Here is an 18,605-nt window from a genome sequence, read left to right as displayed (position 1 = left end):
CTGTCAATAGCGGGTGACAGTATGTCTTTCTATGTACAGCGTCATACCGCAAGTTAATGAAGGAGGATGGGACTTATGAAATTAAAGACCCGTCTTGCAGTAGCATTTCTGACTATTACCATTGTACCCATGATGCTGTTTTGTCTGATGGCCATGGTGCTTAGCAATTATCAGGCCAAATCCTTTATCAAGGAATATGAGCTGACGGAGCCGGTGGATTTCTTCTCCGGCAATTCCATGCAGATATTCAACCGGCTTACAAAGCGTTCCCAGGAGGATATCCGCAAGTCACTGGATAAGAATCCAGGGAAGTACAGCGATAAGGACTACCTGGATTCCATTAATGCGGAACTGAAAAGCCACTATGCATTCCTGATGGTCCTGAAAGGGGATGCAATCATCTATTGTGGGGATGATAATATCAAGGAGGATGAGGCGCTTTGTGCCCAGCTCCCTCATTTTGGCGCCATGAAGGGCGATTTGGAAGGCGGTATCTACCTGGACGGCGAAAGCCAGCACCTGATTAAGCAGATGGATTTTACGTTTCCGGATGGGGAAGCCGGCACCGCATTCATCATTTCCAACGTGGACGACCTGGTTCCGGAAGTAAAGTCAATGCTCCGCGAGATGCTGATACTTGGGGCCATGATACTGATGATAGCGGGTATCGCCCTTACACTCTGGGTTTACCGTTCTATCTTAAGCCCGCTTAACAAACTGCAGGAGGCCACCAAGAAGATACGGGACGGCAACCTGGACTTTACCCTGGATGTGGATGCGGACGATGAGATAGGGCAGCTGTGCCAGGATTTTGAAGAGATGCGCATCAGGCTCAGGGAGAATGCGGATGAGAAGATACAGGATGATAAGGAGAACAAGGAGCTGATCAGCAACATATCCCATGACCTGAAGACACCCATAACGGCCATCAAGGGTTACGTGGAGGGAATCATGGACGGCGTTGCCTCTTCACCGGAAAGACTGGACAAATATATCCGTACCATTTACAATAAGGCTAATGACATGGACAGACTGATTGATGAGCTTACCTTTTACTCCAAGATTGATACCAACAAGATTCCATATGCATTTACCAAAATCAATGTGGCCCAGTATTTCAGGGACTGCGTCGAGGAAGTGGGAGTGGATATGGAGGCCAGGGGGATTGAGCTGGGCTACTTCAACTACGTGGATGAGGATATCGTGGTGATTGCTGACGCGGAACAGATGAAGCGGGTCATCAACAACATCATCAGCAATTCGGTCAAATATCTGGATAAGAAAAAGGGTATTATCAATATCCGGATAAAGGATGTGGGTGATTTCATCCAGGTGGAGATTGAGGACAACGGGAAGGGCATTGCGGCAAAAGACCTTCCTAATATATTTGACCGGTTTTACCGCACGGATTCTTCCCGGAATTCATCCCAGGGCGGAAGCGGTATCGGACTGTCCATCGTGCGCAAGATCATAGAGGACCACGGAGGCCGTATATGGGCTACCAGCAAGGAAGGGATTGGAACTGAGATCCACTTTGTCCTAAGAAAATATCAGGAGGTTATACAGGATGAGCAAGATACTGATAGTGGAAGATGAGGAGAGCATAGCAGAGCTGGAGAAGGATTATCTGGAACTGTCCGGTTTTGAAGTAGAGATTGAGAATGACGGGACAGAGGGCCTTGATAAGGCTTTAAAGGAAGACTATGACCTGCTGATCCTGGACCTGATGCTTCCCGGAACAGATGGATTTGAAATCTGCAAGAAAGTAAGGGAGGTTAAGAACACCCCCATCATCATGGTTTCGGCTAAAAAAGAGGATATCGATAAAATCCGCGGCTTAGGGCTTGGGGCGGACGATTACATCACCAAACCATTCAGCCCCAGCGAGATGGTGGCCAGGGTAAAGGCCCACATGGCCCGATATGAGCGGCTGATCGGCAGCGGCCAGCCTTCCAATGAAATCATCGAGATCCGTGGACTGAAGATTGATAAGACTGCACGCCGCGTATGGATTAATGGGGAGGAGAAGACCTTTACCACTAAGGAATTTGACCTGCTCACCTTCCTGGCCCAGAACCCGAACCATGTGTTTACCAAGGAGGAACTGTTCAGTAAGATCTGGGATATGGAGTCCATTGGTGATATTGCTACTGTAACGGTGCATATCAAGAAGATACGGGAGAAGATTGAATTTAACACGGCCAAGCCCCAATATATTGAGACTATCTGGGGGGTTGGGTACCGGTTTAAGGTGTGATGTTGACATTACATGAATTTTGATGTGAAATAATTTTATCTAGGAAGTTATATGTGTCCATGTGGTCACAAAGCGAAATCCCGTGTATGCCAGTACACGGGATTTCAATTATGCAAAACACCTGATTCCGTTCCATACTGAAACCAGTCTAAAAAATCTAAAATAATATCAAAAATTCAAAACATCCTCACATAAAAAATCCAACAGGACAAAAATTTCAAAAAAACCATAAGAAAACAGATATACGGTTTTCCAGGAATTTAGTATGATTATCCCATCAAATGAAACATGACAACATGCAGCATGCAGGTTCATGTCTGCGTATGAAAGGGAGGTTATGCGTAATGAAGAAAAGATGGATAAGCATAGTAATGGCGGCTGCAATGCTGGCAGGCACATTGGCAGGATGTGCGCCAAAACCCGTGGAGGCAACACCGGCCCCAACCAAGGCCACGGAGGCTTCCGGGGATACAACGGAGGCCGGAACCCAGGCTGCTCCGGATACGGAGGACCTGCCTGTGCTGAAGGTGGCGGTCATGCCCTTCTTAAACAGTATCCCGATCAAGTATATGATAGACCAGGGGCTGGATACCAAGAATGGTTTTAAGATTGAGACAGTTTACTTTGCCAACGGCGGGGCCATGAACGAGGCCCTGGCAGCCGACCAGTGGGAGGTGGGGACCCTGAGCGCGGCCGCGGTCAATTCCCTGGCCATCTACGGGGCATACTGTATTGCTGATATCGGCCATTCAGAGGGCGGGCTTTATACACTGTGCAAACCGGATTCACCCATTGCAAAGGTCAAGGGCAATAACCCATCCTACCCGGATGTATACGGTGATGCCGAAACACTTAAAGGCGCGGTCATTGCCACCAATACAGGAACCATTTCCCATCTGAACGTGATTAAATGGCTCGAGAAGCTGGGACTTACCACTGAGGATGTGGAGATTGTACATATGGATTTCCCGTCCGCATACCAGGCTCTCATGACAGGCAACTGCGATGTGGCTGCCCTGAATCCGCCCACTTCCTATCAGGCAGAGGGTGAGGGGATGGTCATTACCTCCAGCCTGACCAACCTGGGAGTGCCCCAGTTTGATTCCATCATTGTCAGCAATAAGGCATTTACGGACAAGAGGGATGTGCTTGTGAATTATGTGAAAGCATTTTTTGAGGCCACCGACGCACTGCAGGCCGACCCGGACATGGCGGCCCAGCTGCTTCTTGACTGGTACACGGAGAATGGGTCGGAATCTTCCCTGGAAGCCTGTAAAACAGAAATTGAGACACGTCCATTTGTGACCTCTGAGGAGGCAAAGACCATAACAATCGGCGATTCTGTCCAGATAACAGGAGAATTCTGGGTATCCCAGGAACTGCTGGAGGAATCCAGGTTCCCGGATATTGCAAAACATGTGGACGATACCATTGTTAAGGAAGCTCTGGGTTACTGATTATAAGACCATACGGATCATAAGGGCGCTTGAAACAGCGCCCTCAATTATTGAAAGGTGGGTTAGACGTGACAGAATTAGAGAAGAAACAGCTGCATGACAGACGTAAGTTTGCCGCAATCTCCGTATGTTCCCTGGTGATGTTTTTCGGGATCTGGTATCTGGCGACCGCTGTCCTGCATCTGATGCCGGATTACAGCCTTCCAAGTCCTGTACAGGTGCTGGAAGCATTTATATATAAATTGAACCACAAGGCGCCGGACAGCGGCACCCTGTTCCAGCATATCCTGGCCAGCCTTAAGGTGGCGCTGAGCGGGTATGTGCTGGGCGCGGTGATTGGGATCCCGCTGGGTATCTGCATGGCATGGTTCAAGCGGATTGATTTATTCGTTACGCCTCTGTTTGACCTGGTGCGCCCGGTGCCCACCATTGCCTGGATTCCACTGATGATCCTATGGTTTGGCATTGGCCTGGGGGCAAAGGCCGCCATTATCTTTGTGTCTGCATTCATCCCGTGTGTTATTAACTCTTATGCCGGAATCAAGCAGACCAAGCCGGTGCATCTGTGGGTGGCCCAGACCTTTGGCGCATCCCGTACCAAGATGCTGTTTACCGTGGCAATCCCAACTGCCATGCCCCTGATTTTCACCGGGCTCAGGATATCCCTGCAGGCTGCCTGGACCACACTGTGCGCGGCTGAGATGCTGGCAGCCAACAAGGGACTGGGCTATATGATACAGCTGAACCGTTCCCTTGCAAGGGCCGACCTGATTATCGTGGGCATGCTGACCATCGGCTTTATCGGCACCATCTTTGCCGTGGTACTGACGAAAATGGAGGACCACATGGTGAAGGGAGGAAAGAAGTCATGAGGAAAATGAGTGTTTCTGAAAAAGCGGAAAAATCGGTTTACGCCGCCCTGGCAATCGCCTCCTTTTTCCTGGCCTGGGCTTTCATCACTACCTTTACCGCTGCAGGGGAGACGACCCCTGGTCCGGTTCAGGTCATCCGCCTGCTGTTCACGTCCTTTTTTGAGCCGATTGGCCGTTATACGATCTACGGGCATCTGTATTACAGCCTGAGGCGGGTGCTGGTGGGATATACGGTGGCAGCGGTAAGCGGCATTGTGGTGGGTTTATCCATGGGAACCTCCCGTTATGCGGAAGCAATCATCAAGCCATTGTTTGAGTTGATACGTCCCATACCCCCCATTGCCTGGATTCCCCTGGTCATCCTGTGGTTCGGGGTCGGTGAACTGCCCAAATACGCCATCATCTTTATCGGTTCCTTTACGAACATTACCCTGAATGCATATACCGGGGCCCAGCGCGTGGACCCCACCCTGATCGGCTGTGCCAGGATGCTGGGAACCAGCGACAGGGATATTTTCCTGAGGGTCATCCTTCCCTCCAGCCTTCCCCAGATATTCGCAGGCATGCAGGTGGCGCTGTCCACTGCGTGGATGGCGGTGCTGGCAGCGGAGATGGTGGGCGCCCAGGAAGGCTGCGGCTGGATCATCCTCAGGGGCAGCGATACCATCAACATTCCCCTGGTCCTTGTGGGAATGGTTGTGATCGGGGTGGTGGGCCTGGTACTGGCCACCCTTATGCGGGCGGCGGAAAGGAGGCTTTGTTCATGGAACAGAATGGACGTCTAGGACATAGTGTAATCAGCCTGGACCGCGTGACGAAGCGGTTTGAATCTGCGGGGCGTGTGAAGGAAGTGGTGGATAATGTAAGCCTGGAAGTGAAGGAAAATGAATTCGTGGTGCTGTTCGGGCCGGGACAGTGCGGCAAGACCACCATGATTAACCTGATTGCCGGCCTGGAGCTGGTGACGGAGGGCACGGTGACCGTGGACGGTAAAAAGGTGGAAGGGCCTGGCGCGGACCGTGGCGTGGTATATCAGACCACGGCGCTGTTTCCCTTCTGCACCGTCATGGGCAATGTGGAGTTCGGTCCAAAATCGCGGGGGATTGACAAGAAGACCAGGCGGGAGCGGGCCCAGTATTTCATTGACCTGGTAGGACTTCAGGGCTTTGAAAATAGTTTTCCCAACCAGCTCTCAGGGGGGATGCGCCAGCGTGTGGGGATTGCCAGGGCTTACTGTAACGATCCCAAGGTAATGCTCATGGATGAGCCTTTCGGACATCTGGATGCCCAGACGCGCTATATGATGGAGGAGGAACTGGAAAAAATCTGGCAGAAGGAAAAACGCACGGTTGTCTTTGTTACCAACAACATCGAGGAGGCGGTCTATCTGGCTGACCGGATCATCCTGCTGACCAACTGCCCCACCACCATTAAAAAGGAATATGCGGTGGACCTGCCCAGGCCCAGAAGCTACGTGGACCCGGAGTTCCTGCGTCTGAGAAAGGAAATCCTGGATAATACGGACGAGACATTGTAGAAGGGAGCGCGTCATGAGTGAGGATAAGGTAAAGGTCAAGGTAAAGAACCTGACGAAAAAATTCGGGGACCTTCTGGTGCTGGACGACATTTCCTTTGAGGTAAAGGAAGGGGAGTTCCTCTGTATCGTGGGGCCGACGGGCTGCGGCAAGACCACATTCTTAAACAGCCTGACCAAACTGTACGATATCACGGCAGGTGAAATCCTGGTAAACGGGGAGCCTGTGGATCTGAAGAGACATAATATCGCATACATTTTCCAGGAGTATTCCACATTTCCCTGGCTTAAGGTGGAGGAAAATGTAAAATACGGCCTTCGCATCAAGGGGCTGCCTGAGGATGAGGTGCAGAGGCGGGCCGATGAGGTGATAGCCATGGTCGGGCTGGAGGAATTCCGCGGCTATTACCCGGACCAGCTGTCAGCCAGCATGCTGCAGCGTGTGGTGATTGCAAGGGCGTTTGCAGTGCAGCCCGAGCTGCTGATCATGGATGAGCCTTACGGGCAGCTGGACATTTCCCTGCGGTTCCGCCTGGAGGATGAACTGATACGCCTTTGGCGGGAAACAGGGACCACGGTCATCTTCATCACCCACAATATAGAAGAGGCGGTCTATTTAAGCCAGCGGATCCTTGTGCTGACCAATAAGCCGACCAAAATCAAAAAAGAGATTGCCAATACCCTGCCCTGGCCCCGGGATGTGACGGACAGGGATTTTGTGGAAATACGCAATCATGTGACGGAATTAATTAAATGGTGGTAAAGGAGGGAAAGGGAAATGGCGGACAGACGGCCCAATATCATCCTGTTTATGTGTGACCAGCTGCGTTTTGACGCCCTGGGCTGCTATGGGAACAACCAGATACATACGCCCCATATTGACAGCCTTGCACTGAACGGCAGCACATTTGATAATCATTTTGTCCAGAACCCGGTGTGCTCCCCCTCCAGATGCACGGTGCTCACGGGCAGGTATCCGAAAAACCACGGGACCAGGGACAACGGCATCCCCCTGAGGGATTCGGAGATTACCCTGGCTGAGACACTGAGGGACAACGGCTACCGCACGGCGGCCATCGGGAAGATGCATATCACCACCCAGTTTGTGCCCAAGGAGGATGAACAGGAGGACTGGCCTGAGGACAATTATGGGTTTGATATCATCCACACGACCTGTGACTGTAAGACAGGCGAATACCTGGACTGGCTGAAGGCGGCAAGTCCTGAGGATTATGAGGAAGTGAAAATGCAGGGGGAGCGCAAGGCAAAAGAGGACAGGGCGTCGGCTGCGGATAAGGATACCGGCGGGCCGCCCCAGGTTTATCCCAGCGGCATCAATCCATCCTATCATCAGTCCCACTGGATTGCGGACCGGATGATTGACCTGATTGAGGAATCCGGGCCGGACCAGCCGTTTTTCGCCTATTGTTCCTTTGTGGATCCCCATCATCCCTTTGACCCTCCAAAGCCTTACGGGGAGATGTATGACCCGGATGCCCTTGAGGTTCCGGTACGGATGGAAGGGGAGCTTCTTGACAAACCGCCCCATTTCAGGAAGGCTTTGACCGCAAGGGGATTTTCCAATGAAAAATATGACTACCGGAAGCTGAAAGACCATCAGTGGGGCCAGATAAAGGCGGCTTACTACGGCATGATAACCCTGATTGACGACAACATCGGCAGGATTCTTGATGCGCTCAGGAAAAATGGCGTGGAAAAGGATACCCTGATCCTGTTCACCAATGACCATGGGGAGCTTTTGGGGGACCACGGACTGCTGTTTAAGGGGCCGTTCCACTATGACTGTATCATCAAAGCGCCTATGATCATCAAGTGGCCGGGGGTGGTTCCACAGGGATCCCGCTACAGCCAGGTCACGGAACATGTGGACATCATGCCCACCCTTTTGGAGTACGCAGGGGTGCGGCCTCCCTACGGTGTCCAGGGCTGTTCCATGGCGCCCATCCTGAGGGGGGACAAGGGGGCGGGTAAGGAATATGCCATGACGGAATTTAACTGTTATGACTGGGGGCTTAGCGTGAAGACCCTGACCGGACGCAATTACAAGCTGACCTATTATGCGGGGGAGGAATACGGGGAGCTTTATGACCGGAACCTGGACCCGGAAGAGTTTAAGAATCTGTGGGATGATGAGGCTTATGGGGCTGTAAAGGCTTATATGATGAAAAAACTCATGGACCGCATCATTGAAACAGAAGACCCGCTTCCCCTGCGGATTGGAAAATACTGACGGATTACCTCCGGCGCCTTTGTCCGCGGACTGTTCCCGGAAAAAGGCGCTGGGGTTGTTTTTGCATTTTTATATATGCTATACTAAAAGCTGATCAGAAAATCAGAAAGGGGATATGTGAGCCGTGAAAAGCAGCATCTGGTCCTGGCGGGTGGATAAGAACAGCATGAAAATACGTCTGCTTTTCACTTTGTTTGCAGCGGTGTTCATCCTGACCATCATCGTGTCGGCCATTGGTTATAAAACATTTGAACGGACCCTGGTTTCGGAGATTGGACACAACCGGGCCGATGTACTGCGCCAGGTAGGGGAACGTGTCCGCCAGGTAAAGGAGAACGCCTATACCCTTTCCAACCTTTATTATTATGACAGCACCCTGTACGGCTATCTGGAGAGGATGGATGCAGGGGAACAGGAGGAACTGGCGCCGGAGTTTGAGGCGTACATGGAACGGCTGACCTCCCAGTACCAGAATTCTTTTTATGAGAGCGGACGGCAGTTCCAGGTGACCCTGGCCCTGGAACATGGCGGGGGATACTGTATGGTGCATACCCCGGAGCACGTGGACTGCAGTTACATGAGTCCCAAGACAAAAATATGGTACAAGAAAATGCTTTTTGCGTATGGGGATATGATTGATATCGCATGCTTTAAGGATAAGGAGAACCAGACCGATTACTTTTGTGTGGCCCGCTCCATCAATGACAAGGAAGGCAATCCCCTGGCCTACCTGATGATCAACATGGAGGAGTCCCAGATTTACGGCATGTACCAGTCGCTGACAGAGGGGAACCGGAATACGGTATATGTGGTGGATGAGGGAGGAACCATCATATCCTCAAGCAACCGCAAGCTCAATGGATTTGAGTTCTTCCATATGAAGAACCTGGAACGTCTGTTTGGCGGTGCGCCCTATATATTTACAAGGATGCAGGGGGAGAATATTCTTTTTACCCATTATTATGACCAGGCTTCCGGGTTCACGGTCCTGGAGGAGATACCGCTGTCCGTGCTGATGGAGCCTATCCGCCAGGTGCGGCTGGTAATCCTGACCATGGCCCTTCTGGCCGTGGGGGCGGCGGGGGTTTATGCATGCCATTTTGTGGATAAGACCACCCGCCCCATCTCCCAGCTGTGTGAGTTCATGCTGCAGGTGGAAGGTGAGAACCTGGATCAGGAATGCAGCGTCCACGGGTATACGGAGATTAACATACTGAGCAACCGGCTCAATGCCATGCTCAACAGGATGAGGGGTCTGATGGAGGGAATCAGGCAGAAGGAGAAGCAGAAGCGGAGGATGGAGCTGAGTTTCCTCCAGGCCCAGATCAACCCGCATTTCATGTATAATACCCTGTTTTCCATCAAGTGCATGGTGGACATGGAAAAGAATGAGGAGGCGTCCAGGATGCTGGTTTCCTTTATCCAGCTTCTGCGCAGCACCCTGTCCAACCCCAATGAGTTCGTGATGATACGGGAGGAATTCCAGGTGCTGCGCCAGTATGTGGAAATCCAGAAATTCCGATATGATGACGGTTTCCAGGTAATATTTGAATGTGATGAAGGGGTGGAGGAAAAAAAGATACCCAAGCTTCTCATCCAGCCCCTCTTGGAAAATGCCATCTTCCACGGGGTGGAATTCAAAAAAGGGGAAGGACTGATCATCATCACGGCCAGGGCCTTGGACGGCGGCGTCGCGGTGACGGTGGAGGACAACGGCATGGGGATTGCTCCCGAAACCATTGAGAAGATCAACAGGGGGGAACGGATGGGTGAAAAGGCCCATGTGGGCATTGTGAATGTCAAGGAACGGATTCAGCTGAATTTTGGCGGGAACTATGGAATGAAGATAGAAAGCGTCCAGTGGGAGGGTACGAAAATCATCCTGAACCTCCCGGCAATTGATTAAGATATGTAAAGGAGATGCCATGATAAAGGTACTGGTTGCGGATGACGAAGTGCCGATCCGGCAGTGGCTGGAATTCTGCATTAACAAGATGGAAGGATACCAGGTTGTGGGTGCGGCTGCCAATGGGGCGGAAGGATATTCCATATTCAGGAAGACTGTGCCGGATATCATTATTACGGACATACGGATGCCTGTTATGGATGGTATGGAAATGCTTAAGCTGATACGGAGCATCAACCCGGCTGTTTATGTGGCAGTGCTCACCAGCCATGAGGATTTCGGGTACGCCAGACAGGCAATCAAGCTGGGTGCTTCTGAATACATATTAAAAACAGAGATTACGGAGGAGAGCCTGCGTCAGGCGCTGGAAAATGGAAGGAAGGCGGTCGTGGGAGAGCCGGGCGGCGGGCTGAAAAAGCATTATGAGGAGATCTCCAACCGGAACCATTATCTGCGCTCGCTGGTCTTGAGCACACACGCGGTCCAGGTAAGCGGTTCCATGCTGCAGGAATATGATGTCACGCTGGAAAAGAGGGAGTTCGCTGCGCTGGATATCATGACGGAGGAGGAAGGGCCGCTGCGGATTGATCTGCCCGGTGACGGCCCGCTGGAGCATATGATAAAAGTGCCTCTGGAGCTGAACCATACCATCCTTCTTGGGAACCTGCGGCGCAGTCCTTCTGCGTCCGGATTGCGCCGGATGGAGGACCTGCATCTTTATTGCCAGCTGATCTTAAAGCAGGTTTCCTGCCACATTGGGTGCAGTGACATATATGACGACCTGGGCAGGCTGGGGGATGCCATGAGGCAGGCCCATGACCGGGTCAAGCTTTGTTTTTATCATCCAAGGGAGAAGATATTTTCCGTGCAGCCAACGGGAAGATACCGTCTGCCAGGCGGGGAAAAATACAAAATCCGGTTCAGCAAGGAACTTGTAAACCAGAATTATTCCAGGGCAGGGGAAATCCGGGACGAGATGATGGCCGAGGCGCGCTCAGAGGAGGTCACGGACATTGAATACCTGAAGAAGCTGTATTCATTTTTCCTGACCTCCCTGTACCATATTACCAAGGATGACGTGGATAAGGTGGAGGAACAGCTGTCATGCCTGAACCGTGACATGGCTGCAGCAATGTCCTTAGATGAGCTGGACGCTGTGATGGAACAGGGATTTGACTGGTGCGGCATCCATGGTGTGAGGAATGAAGCGTATTCGGCGCCCATACGGAACGCGGTCCGCTATATGGAGGAGCATTTTGCAGAATCCCTGGCCCTGCCGGACGTGGCCGCCCATGTGGGCCTAAGCTCCGAGTATCTGAGCCGCCTGTTCAAGGAGGAGACAGGGGTGAAGTTCGTGGTATACCTGAATAATCTGAAGCTGAAACATGCGCTGCACCTGCTGGAGACAACCAACCTGAAGGTATATGAGGTCGCGGAGCAGGTGGGGTATTCCAACCTGAGCTATTTTTCGACGGTGTTCAAAAAGAACTTTGGGCAGAATCCATTTGACTATAAGAATAACTGTAAAAACAGCATGGGGTAAAGTATGGACGGATGAAAGCGGCGGATGGGGACAGTGCCGGATGCAGGCAATGCTTGATGGGGACAGTGCCGGATGCAGGCAATGCTTGATGGGGACAGTGCCTGATGCAGACGATGCCTGATGGGGACAGTGCCTGATGCAGACGATGCCTGATGCAGACTGTGCCTGATGTGCGGGTGAAAACTTGTAAGCGCTTACATAAAACAGATGGGAATGCGGATATGAAAAACAGGCAGCATATCAGGCCGGATGTATAAAAATGCGTACATCCCGGGATGCATATTCGTATATGCGAATCGATAACGGATATGTGAAAATGACAGAAAATGAAAGTATTTACACCGTTTTTTACTTGAAATTTAACAAATTTTCGCGGAAAAACTCTTTACTCAAGAAATGTTTGTGATATAATGGACGAGGTGGACGGACAAGAGAGAAGCATTTGTTCCGTCCGGAAAGAATAAGGCAGATATAAGAGTAGAAAGCCAGTCTACAAGAACATGAGGAGGAAATTAACTTATGGCAAAATGGGTTTATAAGTTCCATGAAGGCAGCGCAGCAATGAGAAACCTTCTTGGCGGCAAGGGCTGCAACTTAGCAGAGATGACCAACCTGGGAATGCCTATTCCACAGGGATTTACAGTTACTACAGAGGCTTGTACCGAGTACTATAACTGCGGCAAGCAGATTTCCGATGAAATCCAGGAGCAGATTTTTGAGGCAATTACATGGATGGAAGGTATTAACGGCAAGAAGTTCGGTGATACAGAAGATCCGTTGCTGGTTTCCGTACGTTCCGGCGCACGTGCATCCATGCCAGGCATGATGGACACCATCCTGAACCTGGGATTAAATGACGTTGCAGTTGAGGGCTTTGCCAAGAAGACAGGCAATCCAAGATTTGCCTATGATTCCTACCGCAGGTTCATCCAGATGTATTCCGACGTTGTCATGGAAGTTCCCAAGTCCTATTTTGAGAAGATCATCGATGAGATGAAAGAAGCAAAGGGCGTACATTTTGATACAGACCTGACAGCCGATGATTTAAAAGAGCTGGCAGAGAAGTTCAAGGCTGTTTACAAGGAAGCCATGAACGGCGAGGAGTTCCCACAGGATCCAAAAGAACAGCTTATGGGCGCTGTTAAGGCTGTATTCCGTTCATGGGACAACCCACGTGCAATCGTATACCGCCGTATGAACGATATCCCCGGCGACTGGGGTACTGCTGTTAACGTCCAGACCATGGTATTCGGTAACAAGGGCGAGACATCCGGCACAGGCGTTGCATTTACACGTAACCCATCCACAGGTGAGAAGGGTATCTACGGTGAGTACCTGATTAATGCACAGGGCGAGGACGTTGTTGCAGGTGTACGTACACCTCAGCCAATCTCCAAGCTGGCAGAAGACCTTCCGGAGTGCTATGAGGAATTCATGAACCTGGCCATGAAGCTGGAGAATCATTTCCGCGACATGCAGGACATGGAGTTCACCATTGAGGAAGGCAAGCTGTATTTCTTACAGACACGTAATGGCAAGAGGACTGCCCCGGCAGCCATCCAGATTGCCTGCGATTTAGTAGACGAGGGAATGATTACTCCTGAAGAGGCAGTATGCAGGATTGAAGCCAAGTCCTTAGACCAGTTACTGCATCCTACTTTTGTACCGGAAGCATTGAAGGCCGGCGAAGTAATCGGAAGCGCACTTCCTGCATCTCCTGGCGCTGCAGCCGGTAAGGTATACTTTACTGCTGATGAAGCCAAGGACGCCGGCAAGGGCGGCAGAGGCGAGAGGGTCATCCTGGTGCGTCTGGAGACATCCCCTGAGGATATCGAAGGCATGCACGCTGCACAGGGTATCCTGACTGTCCGCGGCGGTATGACCAGCCATGCAGCAGTAGTTGCACGTGGCATGGGAACCTGCTGTGTATCTGGCTGCGGTGAAATCAAGATTAATGAAGAAGCTAAGGTATTTGAACTTGGCGGACATACATTCCATGAGGGAGATTACATTTCCCTGGATGGTTCTACCGGAAAGATTTACAAGGGCGACATCGCTACACAGGAAGCAACTGTAAGCGGCAACTTCGAGCGTATCATGGAGTGGGCTGATCAGTTCAGGACCCTGAGCGTGCGCACCAATGCAGATACTCCTGCAGATACACTGAACGCTGTTAAGCTTGGCGCTGAGGGCATCGGCCTTTGCCGTACCGAGCATATGTTCTTTGACGCGGAGAGGATTCCTAAGATCCGCAAGATGATTCTGTCTGAGACAGTTGAGCAGAGGGAAGAAGCATTAAATGAACTGATTCCTTTCCAGAAGGGTGACTTCAAGGCCATGTTCAAGGCCCTGGAAGGCAGACCTATGACCGTGCGTTACCTGGATCCGCCTCTGCATGAGTTCGTTCCTACGGACCCGGAGGATATCAAGGCCCTGGCTGACGATATGGGAATGACGGTAGAGGAAGTAAATGCCAAGTGTGCAGAGCTTCATGAGTTCAACCCAATGATGGGTCACCGCGGATGCCGTCTGGCTGTTACTTATCCTGAGATTGCCAAGATGCAGACAAGGGCTGTCATGGAGGCTGCCATCGAGGTTAAGGAAGAGTGCGGATATGATATTGTTCCGGAAATCATGATTCCTCTTGTCGGCGAGAAGAAAGAGCTTAAGTTTGTTAAGGACATCGTAGTTGAGATTGCTGAGCTGGTTAAGAAGGAAAAGAATTCCGATATCCAGTATCACATCGGCACCATGATTGAGATTCCAAGAGCAGCCCTGACCGCTGATAAGGTGGCTGAAGAGGCAGAGTTCTTCTCATTCGGAACCAATGACCTGACACAGATGACCTTCGGCTTCTCACGTGATGACGCGGGCAAGTTCTTAGATTCCTACTACAAGGCTAAGATTTACGAGTCTGACCCATTTGCAAGACTGGATCAGGAAGGTGTTGGACAGCTGGTTAAGATGGCTGTTGAGAAGGGACGCGCTACAAGACCGAACCTTAAGTGCGGTATCTGCGGCGAGCACGGCGGAGATCCGTCATCCGTAGAGTTCTGCCATAAGGTTGGACTGAACTACGTATCCTGCTCACCGTTCCGTGTTCCGATTGCACGTCTGGCAGCAGCTCAGGCAGCTCTGAACAATGTAGGAAAATAATAGATTCTAAAAAATATGTTTACTTCACTACGCTGGTTGTAAAAAAGGAGGACGTAAGAGAGTACATGTCTTATCACCCTGTATACACGAAGGCGAACCGATTTAAAGATATTATATGTAAAATCTATATATAACACTCGAAAGGGGTTGTGAGGCTATCAGCATAGTCCGCGGCCCCTTTTGCTGTTAGGAATACTCTATTCAGGATTAAATCTCAGAGCATTGGCTTTGATAGGTTTAATCCTTTTTTGTTGCAGAGAGGTAGAACACGTATAAGAAGAAAAATCGGTAGAGGAGGTAAATGTATCATGGAAGAAATGAACAAAATACAATTTAAAAGTGAAGTGCACAAACGGTTTTATTTACAGTATTTTCCCAAATACAGGCATAAGGATTCATACCACGCGGCGCTGGTCTACCGTCTTGGAATCGCTGAGGATACGAGAGAAAATGTAAACCGTATTTATGATTTTAAAACCGGACTTGTAAAAACCGAATGCCTTCATGAGGGCTGGCAGACATCCAGCAGCGTGAAGGTAATCCGCATGGCGTTTAATTTGTACAATAACGGAACGCCCAGCGTCCTTGATTACGAGGATGCGGAGGATCAGTTGGCAGAGTGCAGATTGTATACAGTAGAAGATTTATTCTGTTGTGGTTACGCTTCTTATTTTTGGCAGACGATTAAAATTAGGTATCCTGAGTATTGTGGAGGCGCGTAAATCATTTTAAGCTTGGCATACGAAAGGGGAAAAACATGAAAGTAATAGCGATTGCAAATCAGAAAGGCGGAGTCGGAAAAACGACGACATGCGTAAACTTGGGAATCGGACTGGTGAGAGAGGGGAAACGGGTGCTTCTGATTGAAGCGGATGCCCAGGGAAATCTGGCCGTCAGTTTAGGGATTGAAGAACCAGATGATTTGGAAGTCACATTAGTAAATGTGCTGGAAAAAGTGGCAAATGACGTGCCGTTTGATTTGTCGGAAGGTATTCTTCAATACGAGGAAGGGGTGGACTTCCTACCGGCTAATATTGAACTGGTCGGATTGGAAACTACTCTGGTAAATGTGATGAGCAGAGAGACAATCCTGCGTCAGTATATTCTTGAACTGAAAGACAGGTATGATTACATATTAATTGACTGTATGCCTTCTCTGGGAATGATAACAATCAATGCCCTTGTAGCTGCAGACAGTGTTTTAATACCTGTGGAGTCGGTATATCTGCCGGCAAAGGGCCTGCAGCAGCTCATTAAAACCATTGGGCGGGTGCGCAGACAGTTGAATCCTCAGCTTGAAATTGAGGGAATCGTATTGACTAAGGTGGACCGAGGGACTAATTTTGCAAAGGATATATTGAGAAAGCTGCGAGAGGCTTATGGAGCGCAGATTCATATATTTGAAAACTGTATTCCACTGTCTGTCAGGGCGGCGGAGACAAGCGTCGAAGGGACAAGCATTTATGTCTATGCGTCGGATGGAATAGCGGCTGAAGGATATGCGGCCTTGACCAGGGAGGTGCTTTTTAATGGGTGGTCGTAGTGCGGATAAGGTTAAATTCACCTCATATGACGATTTATTTGGCAGCGCGGAGGTAGTAGCGGCGGAGGAAGATAGAAGCATTCGCGTACCGCTTGGCGAACTGCATTCTTTTAAAAACCACCCGTTTCATGTGTTGGATGATGAGAAAATGATGGACACGGTACGCAGTATTAGGCAGTATGGTGTTCTGGTTCCGGAAATTGTCCGGCAGGATGGGGGTGGAGGCTATGAGAGTGTGGCAGGGTACAGAAGGAAGCGGGGAAGTGAGCTGGCCGGATGCAGGGATATGCCTGTTATTGTCCGGAAGATGACGGATGACGAGGCCACGATTGTGATGGTTGATTCCAATATCCAGAGAGAAGATATTCTTCCGTCTGAAAAAGCCTGGGTGTACAGGATGAATATGGAGGCATTAAGCCATCAGGGTGTGAAGGGCGAGGACTATACGGCCAATCTGGTAGGAGAAGCGGCCGGTGACTGTGCAAGAACTGTCCAGCGGTACATTCGGCTTACTTATTTGAGGAGGGAATTACTTATTTATGTGGATCAGGGAAAGATTGTTCTTGTGGCGGCTGAAAAAATATCATTTCTTAGTGACGAAGAGCAGGGCTGGGTGCTGCAAATGATACAGGACAATCAGTCAACAGTGTCAAAGAGTCAGGCAGAGGAATTGAGAGAGGAAAGCTCTGCAGGAAGGCTGACAGAAGAACAGGTGACAGATATTTTAAGCAGGAAGACGGTAAGTACGAGCGTTACAATATCGGCAAAAAGAATCAGAAGTTATTTTCCACAGGATTTCACGAAAAAACAGATTGAAGAGATTATTTTTAGATTGCTGGATTCCTGGAAGGAAAAGGAAAACCAGACAGGCCAGCTACGATAAGGGTAGCCTCAGAGCTTTGCGACACGATGTCCTAAAGGTTAAAGCAACAAGAATATAGTTGGATAAGAGATGCCGGCTTATTATGCAGTGATAAATGACTGATAAAGGCCGGCATTTTCAGATGACTGTAGGCCGGACAGTTGACAGCCAGACCTTGTGACACTGTGTCGCAAAGCCAGATTGGTAGTTGTTTTCACTTGTTATTCTCCAAAGCAGATTTTCAAAGTAACGATCATATAAAATGGAGGATAATATAATCATGGGAAAGAGTGGAATTGTTACAACAGAAAATACTGACAGCGAATTATATCATGATGTGATGGCACTGTTTAAAATATACCGTTCGGTATCATGGAAAATGCAGATCCAAATTGGGCAGGTAAAGCACCGGTTTCAGAAGGAATATGGTACAGATGTAGACGAATTTCTGGAATCCTTACATCAGGCGGGAATGGATTTGAATGACGATGAAGCCAATATCCGTTCCAGGGTGGAGGCAATCAGCAGCTCCAACAAGTTTTTAAAGCTGATTGATGAATCGCACAAGTACCATCCACAGGGAGAACGGAACTATTGGATTCTTTATTATACCTATATGTCGCCTTACCAGCTGATGAACATAACAGAGATTATAAGTAAACTGGAGCCACATTTACCACAGAGTATAAGGGATTAACCGCAGTACTTATTTCAGATGGAGAGAAAATGCTTTAAAAGCGGTAGAGGGCATACTCTGGGGTTACGAGGAGGAGAGCAGAAAGCTTTTGGAGCATTATCGGGATACATGGACAATCGAGGTGTGAGAGACGTCGTATATACAAGAGAAGGGGATTGGGAAGATGAACGGAAATAAAAGAGAAGATACAGGGGAAAGGGATAACGTAATCTGTTTACACTGTCACGCTCAGGCAGAACGGACGGAGAGAAGCTGTCCGGTATGCGGTAGGCTGCTGTTCCGGAGGAAAAGGAAGATGATTTGAGTCAATGGCCCTGTGTCTGAGAGGGAAGACAAGGAATCGTATAGGTATACTACCCGTCCATTGATAGGCTGTATGGGTGGAACGGACGGAATATAGAGAAAGTTCCTTGTTTAGAGCAAGTTAAAGTAGTATAATTTATTTACATTTTAGAAGAATAAGTTATACTGTTCAATCGGCATTTAGCTGTCCCTGACGGAAAATATTTTAATTATCGAGAAGGGTT

Annotated in this window: 15 protein-coding genes; all 15 read left to right on the top strand. The window is 49.7% G+C overall.

The genetic code is table 11. The annotated features are described in order from the left end of the window. The first annotated feature begins 75 nt into the window (after positions 1-75). On the top strand, positions 76-1,596 hold the full coding sequence (locus LK536_RS43685) for a sensor histidine kinase (RefSeq protein ID WP_008718469.1): 1,521 nt from the start codon (positions 76-78) through the stop codon (positions 1,594-1,596). Continuing rightward, positions 1,568-2,257: a response regulator transcription factor gene (locus LK536_RS43680; protein ID WP_008718465.1), complete on the top strand. Its 690-nt coding sequence runs from the start codon at positions 1,568-1,570 to the stop codon at positions 2,255-2,257. Before LK536_RS43685 ends, LK536_RS43680 begins: the two co-directional genes overlap by 29 nt. Positions 2,258-2,601: 344 nt before the next feature. Then, entirely contained in the window at positions 2,602-3,714 is a 1,113-nt protein-coding gene (locus LK536_RS43675; protein ID WP_025486308.1) for an ABC transporter substrate-binding protein, read from the top strand. 68 nt (positions 3,715-3,782) lie between these two features. Then, positions 3,783-4,586, top strand: a complete 804-nt coding sequence (locus LK536_RS43670; RefSeq protein ID WP_227796091.1) for an ABC transporter permease — start codon at positions 3,783-3,785, stop codon at positions 4,584-4,586. Further along, positions 4,583-5,371: an ABC transporter permease gene (locus LK536_RS43665; RefSeq protein WP_008718460.1), complete on the top strand. Its 789-nt coding sequence runs from the start codon at positions 4,583-4,585 to the stop codon at positions 5,369-5,371. The genes LK536_RS43670 and LK536_RS43665 overlap by 4 nt, the downstream gene beginning before the upstream one ends. Next, on the top strand, positions 5,350-6,123 hold the full coding sequence (locus LK536_RS43660; RefSeq protein WP_025486309.1) for an ABC transporter ATP-binding protein: 774 nt from the start codon (positions 5,350-5,352) through the stop codon (positions 6,121-6,123). The genes LK536_RS43665 and LK536_RS43660 overlap by 22 nt, the downstream gene beginning before the upstream one ends. 13 nt (positions 6,124-6,136) lie before the next feature. Further along, positions 6,137-6,883: an ABC transporter ATP-binding protein gene (locus LK536_RS43655; RefSeq protein WP_025486310.1), complete on the top strand. Its 747-nt coding sequence runs from the start codon at positions 6,137-6,139 to the stop codon at positions 6,881-6,883. Positions 6,884-6,898: 15 nt separating this feature from the next. After that, entirely contained in the window at positions 6,899-8,371 is a 1,473-nt protein-coding gene (locus LK536_RS43650) for a sulfatase family protein (protein ID WP_227796092.1), read from the top strand. Between the two features lie 124 nt (positions 8,372-8,495). Beyond that, positions 8,496-10,277 (top strand): cache domain-containing sensor histidine kinase, encoded by a 1,782-nt coding sequence (locus LK536_RS43645; RefSeq protein WP_025486312.1) that lies wholly within the window; start codon positions 8,496-8,498, stop codon positions 10,275-10,277. A gap of 19 nt (positions 10,278-10,296) precedes the next feature. Then, positions 10,297-11,820, top strand: a complete 1,524-nt coding sequence (locus tag LK536_RS43640; RefSeq protein ID WP_227796093.1) for a response regulator transcription factor — start codon at positions 10,297-10,299, stop codon at positions 11,818-11,820. Positions 11,821-12,339: 519 nt separating this feature from the next. Continuing rightward, positions 12,340-14,976, top strand: a complete 2,637-nt coding sequence (ppdK, locus tag LK536_RS43635) for a pyruvate, phosphate dikinase (protein ID WP_227796094.1) — start codon at positions 12,340-12,342, stop codon at positions 14,974-14,976. 308 nt (positions 14,977-15,284) lie between these two features. After that, positions 15,285-15,698, top strand: a complete 414-nt coding sequence (locus tag LK536_RS43630) for a DUF6075 family protein (RefSeq protein WP_227796095.1) — start codon at positions 15,285-15,287, stop codon at positions 15,696-15,698. Positions 15,699-15,733: 35 nt separating this feature from the next. Next, positions 15,734-16,519, top strand: a complete 786-nt coding sequence (locus LK536_RS43625; RefSeq protein WP_227796096.1) for a ParA family protein — start codon at positions 15,734-15,736, stop codon at positions 16,517-16,519. Continuing rightward, complete coding sequence (locus LK536_RS43620; protein ID WP_227796097.1) at positions 16,506-17,402, top strand: ParB/RepB/Spo0J family partition protein; 897 nt, start codon at positions 16,506-16,508, stop codon at positions 17,400-17,402. The genes LK536_RS43625 and LK536_RS43620 overlap by 14 nt, the downstream gene beginning before the upstream one ends. A gap of 259 nt (positions 17,403-17,661) precedes the next feature. Continuing rightward, complete coding sequence (locus LK536_RS43615; protein WP_329602236.1) at positions 17,662-18,078, top strand: hypothetical protein; 417 nt, start codon at positions 17,662-17,664, stop codon at positions 18,076-18,078. Positions 18,079-18,605 lie beyond the last annotated feature (527 nt).

It is taken from the genome of Clostridium pacaense, from assembly GCF_020709765.2.
GTDB classification, from domain to species: Bacteria; Bacillota; Clostridia; order Lachnospirales; family Lachnospiraceae; genus Enterocloster; species Enterocloster hominis.
Note: the sequence above shows the minus strand (reverse complement) of the source record. Positions and strands in the feature narration are given on the sequence as shown.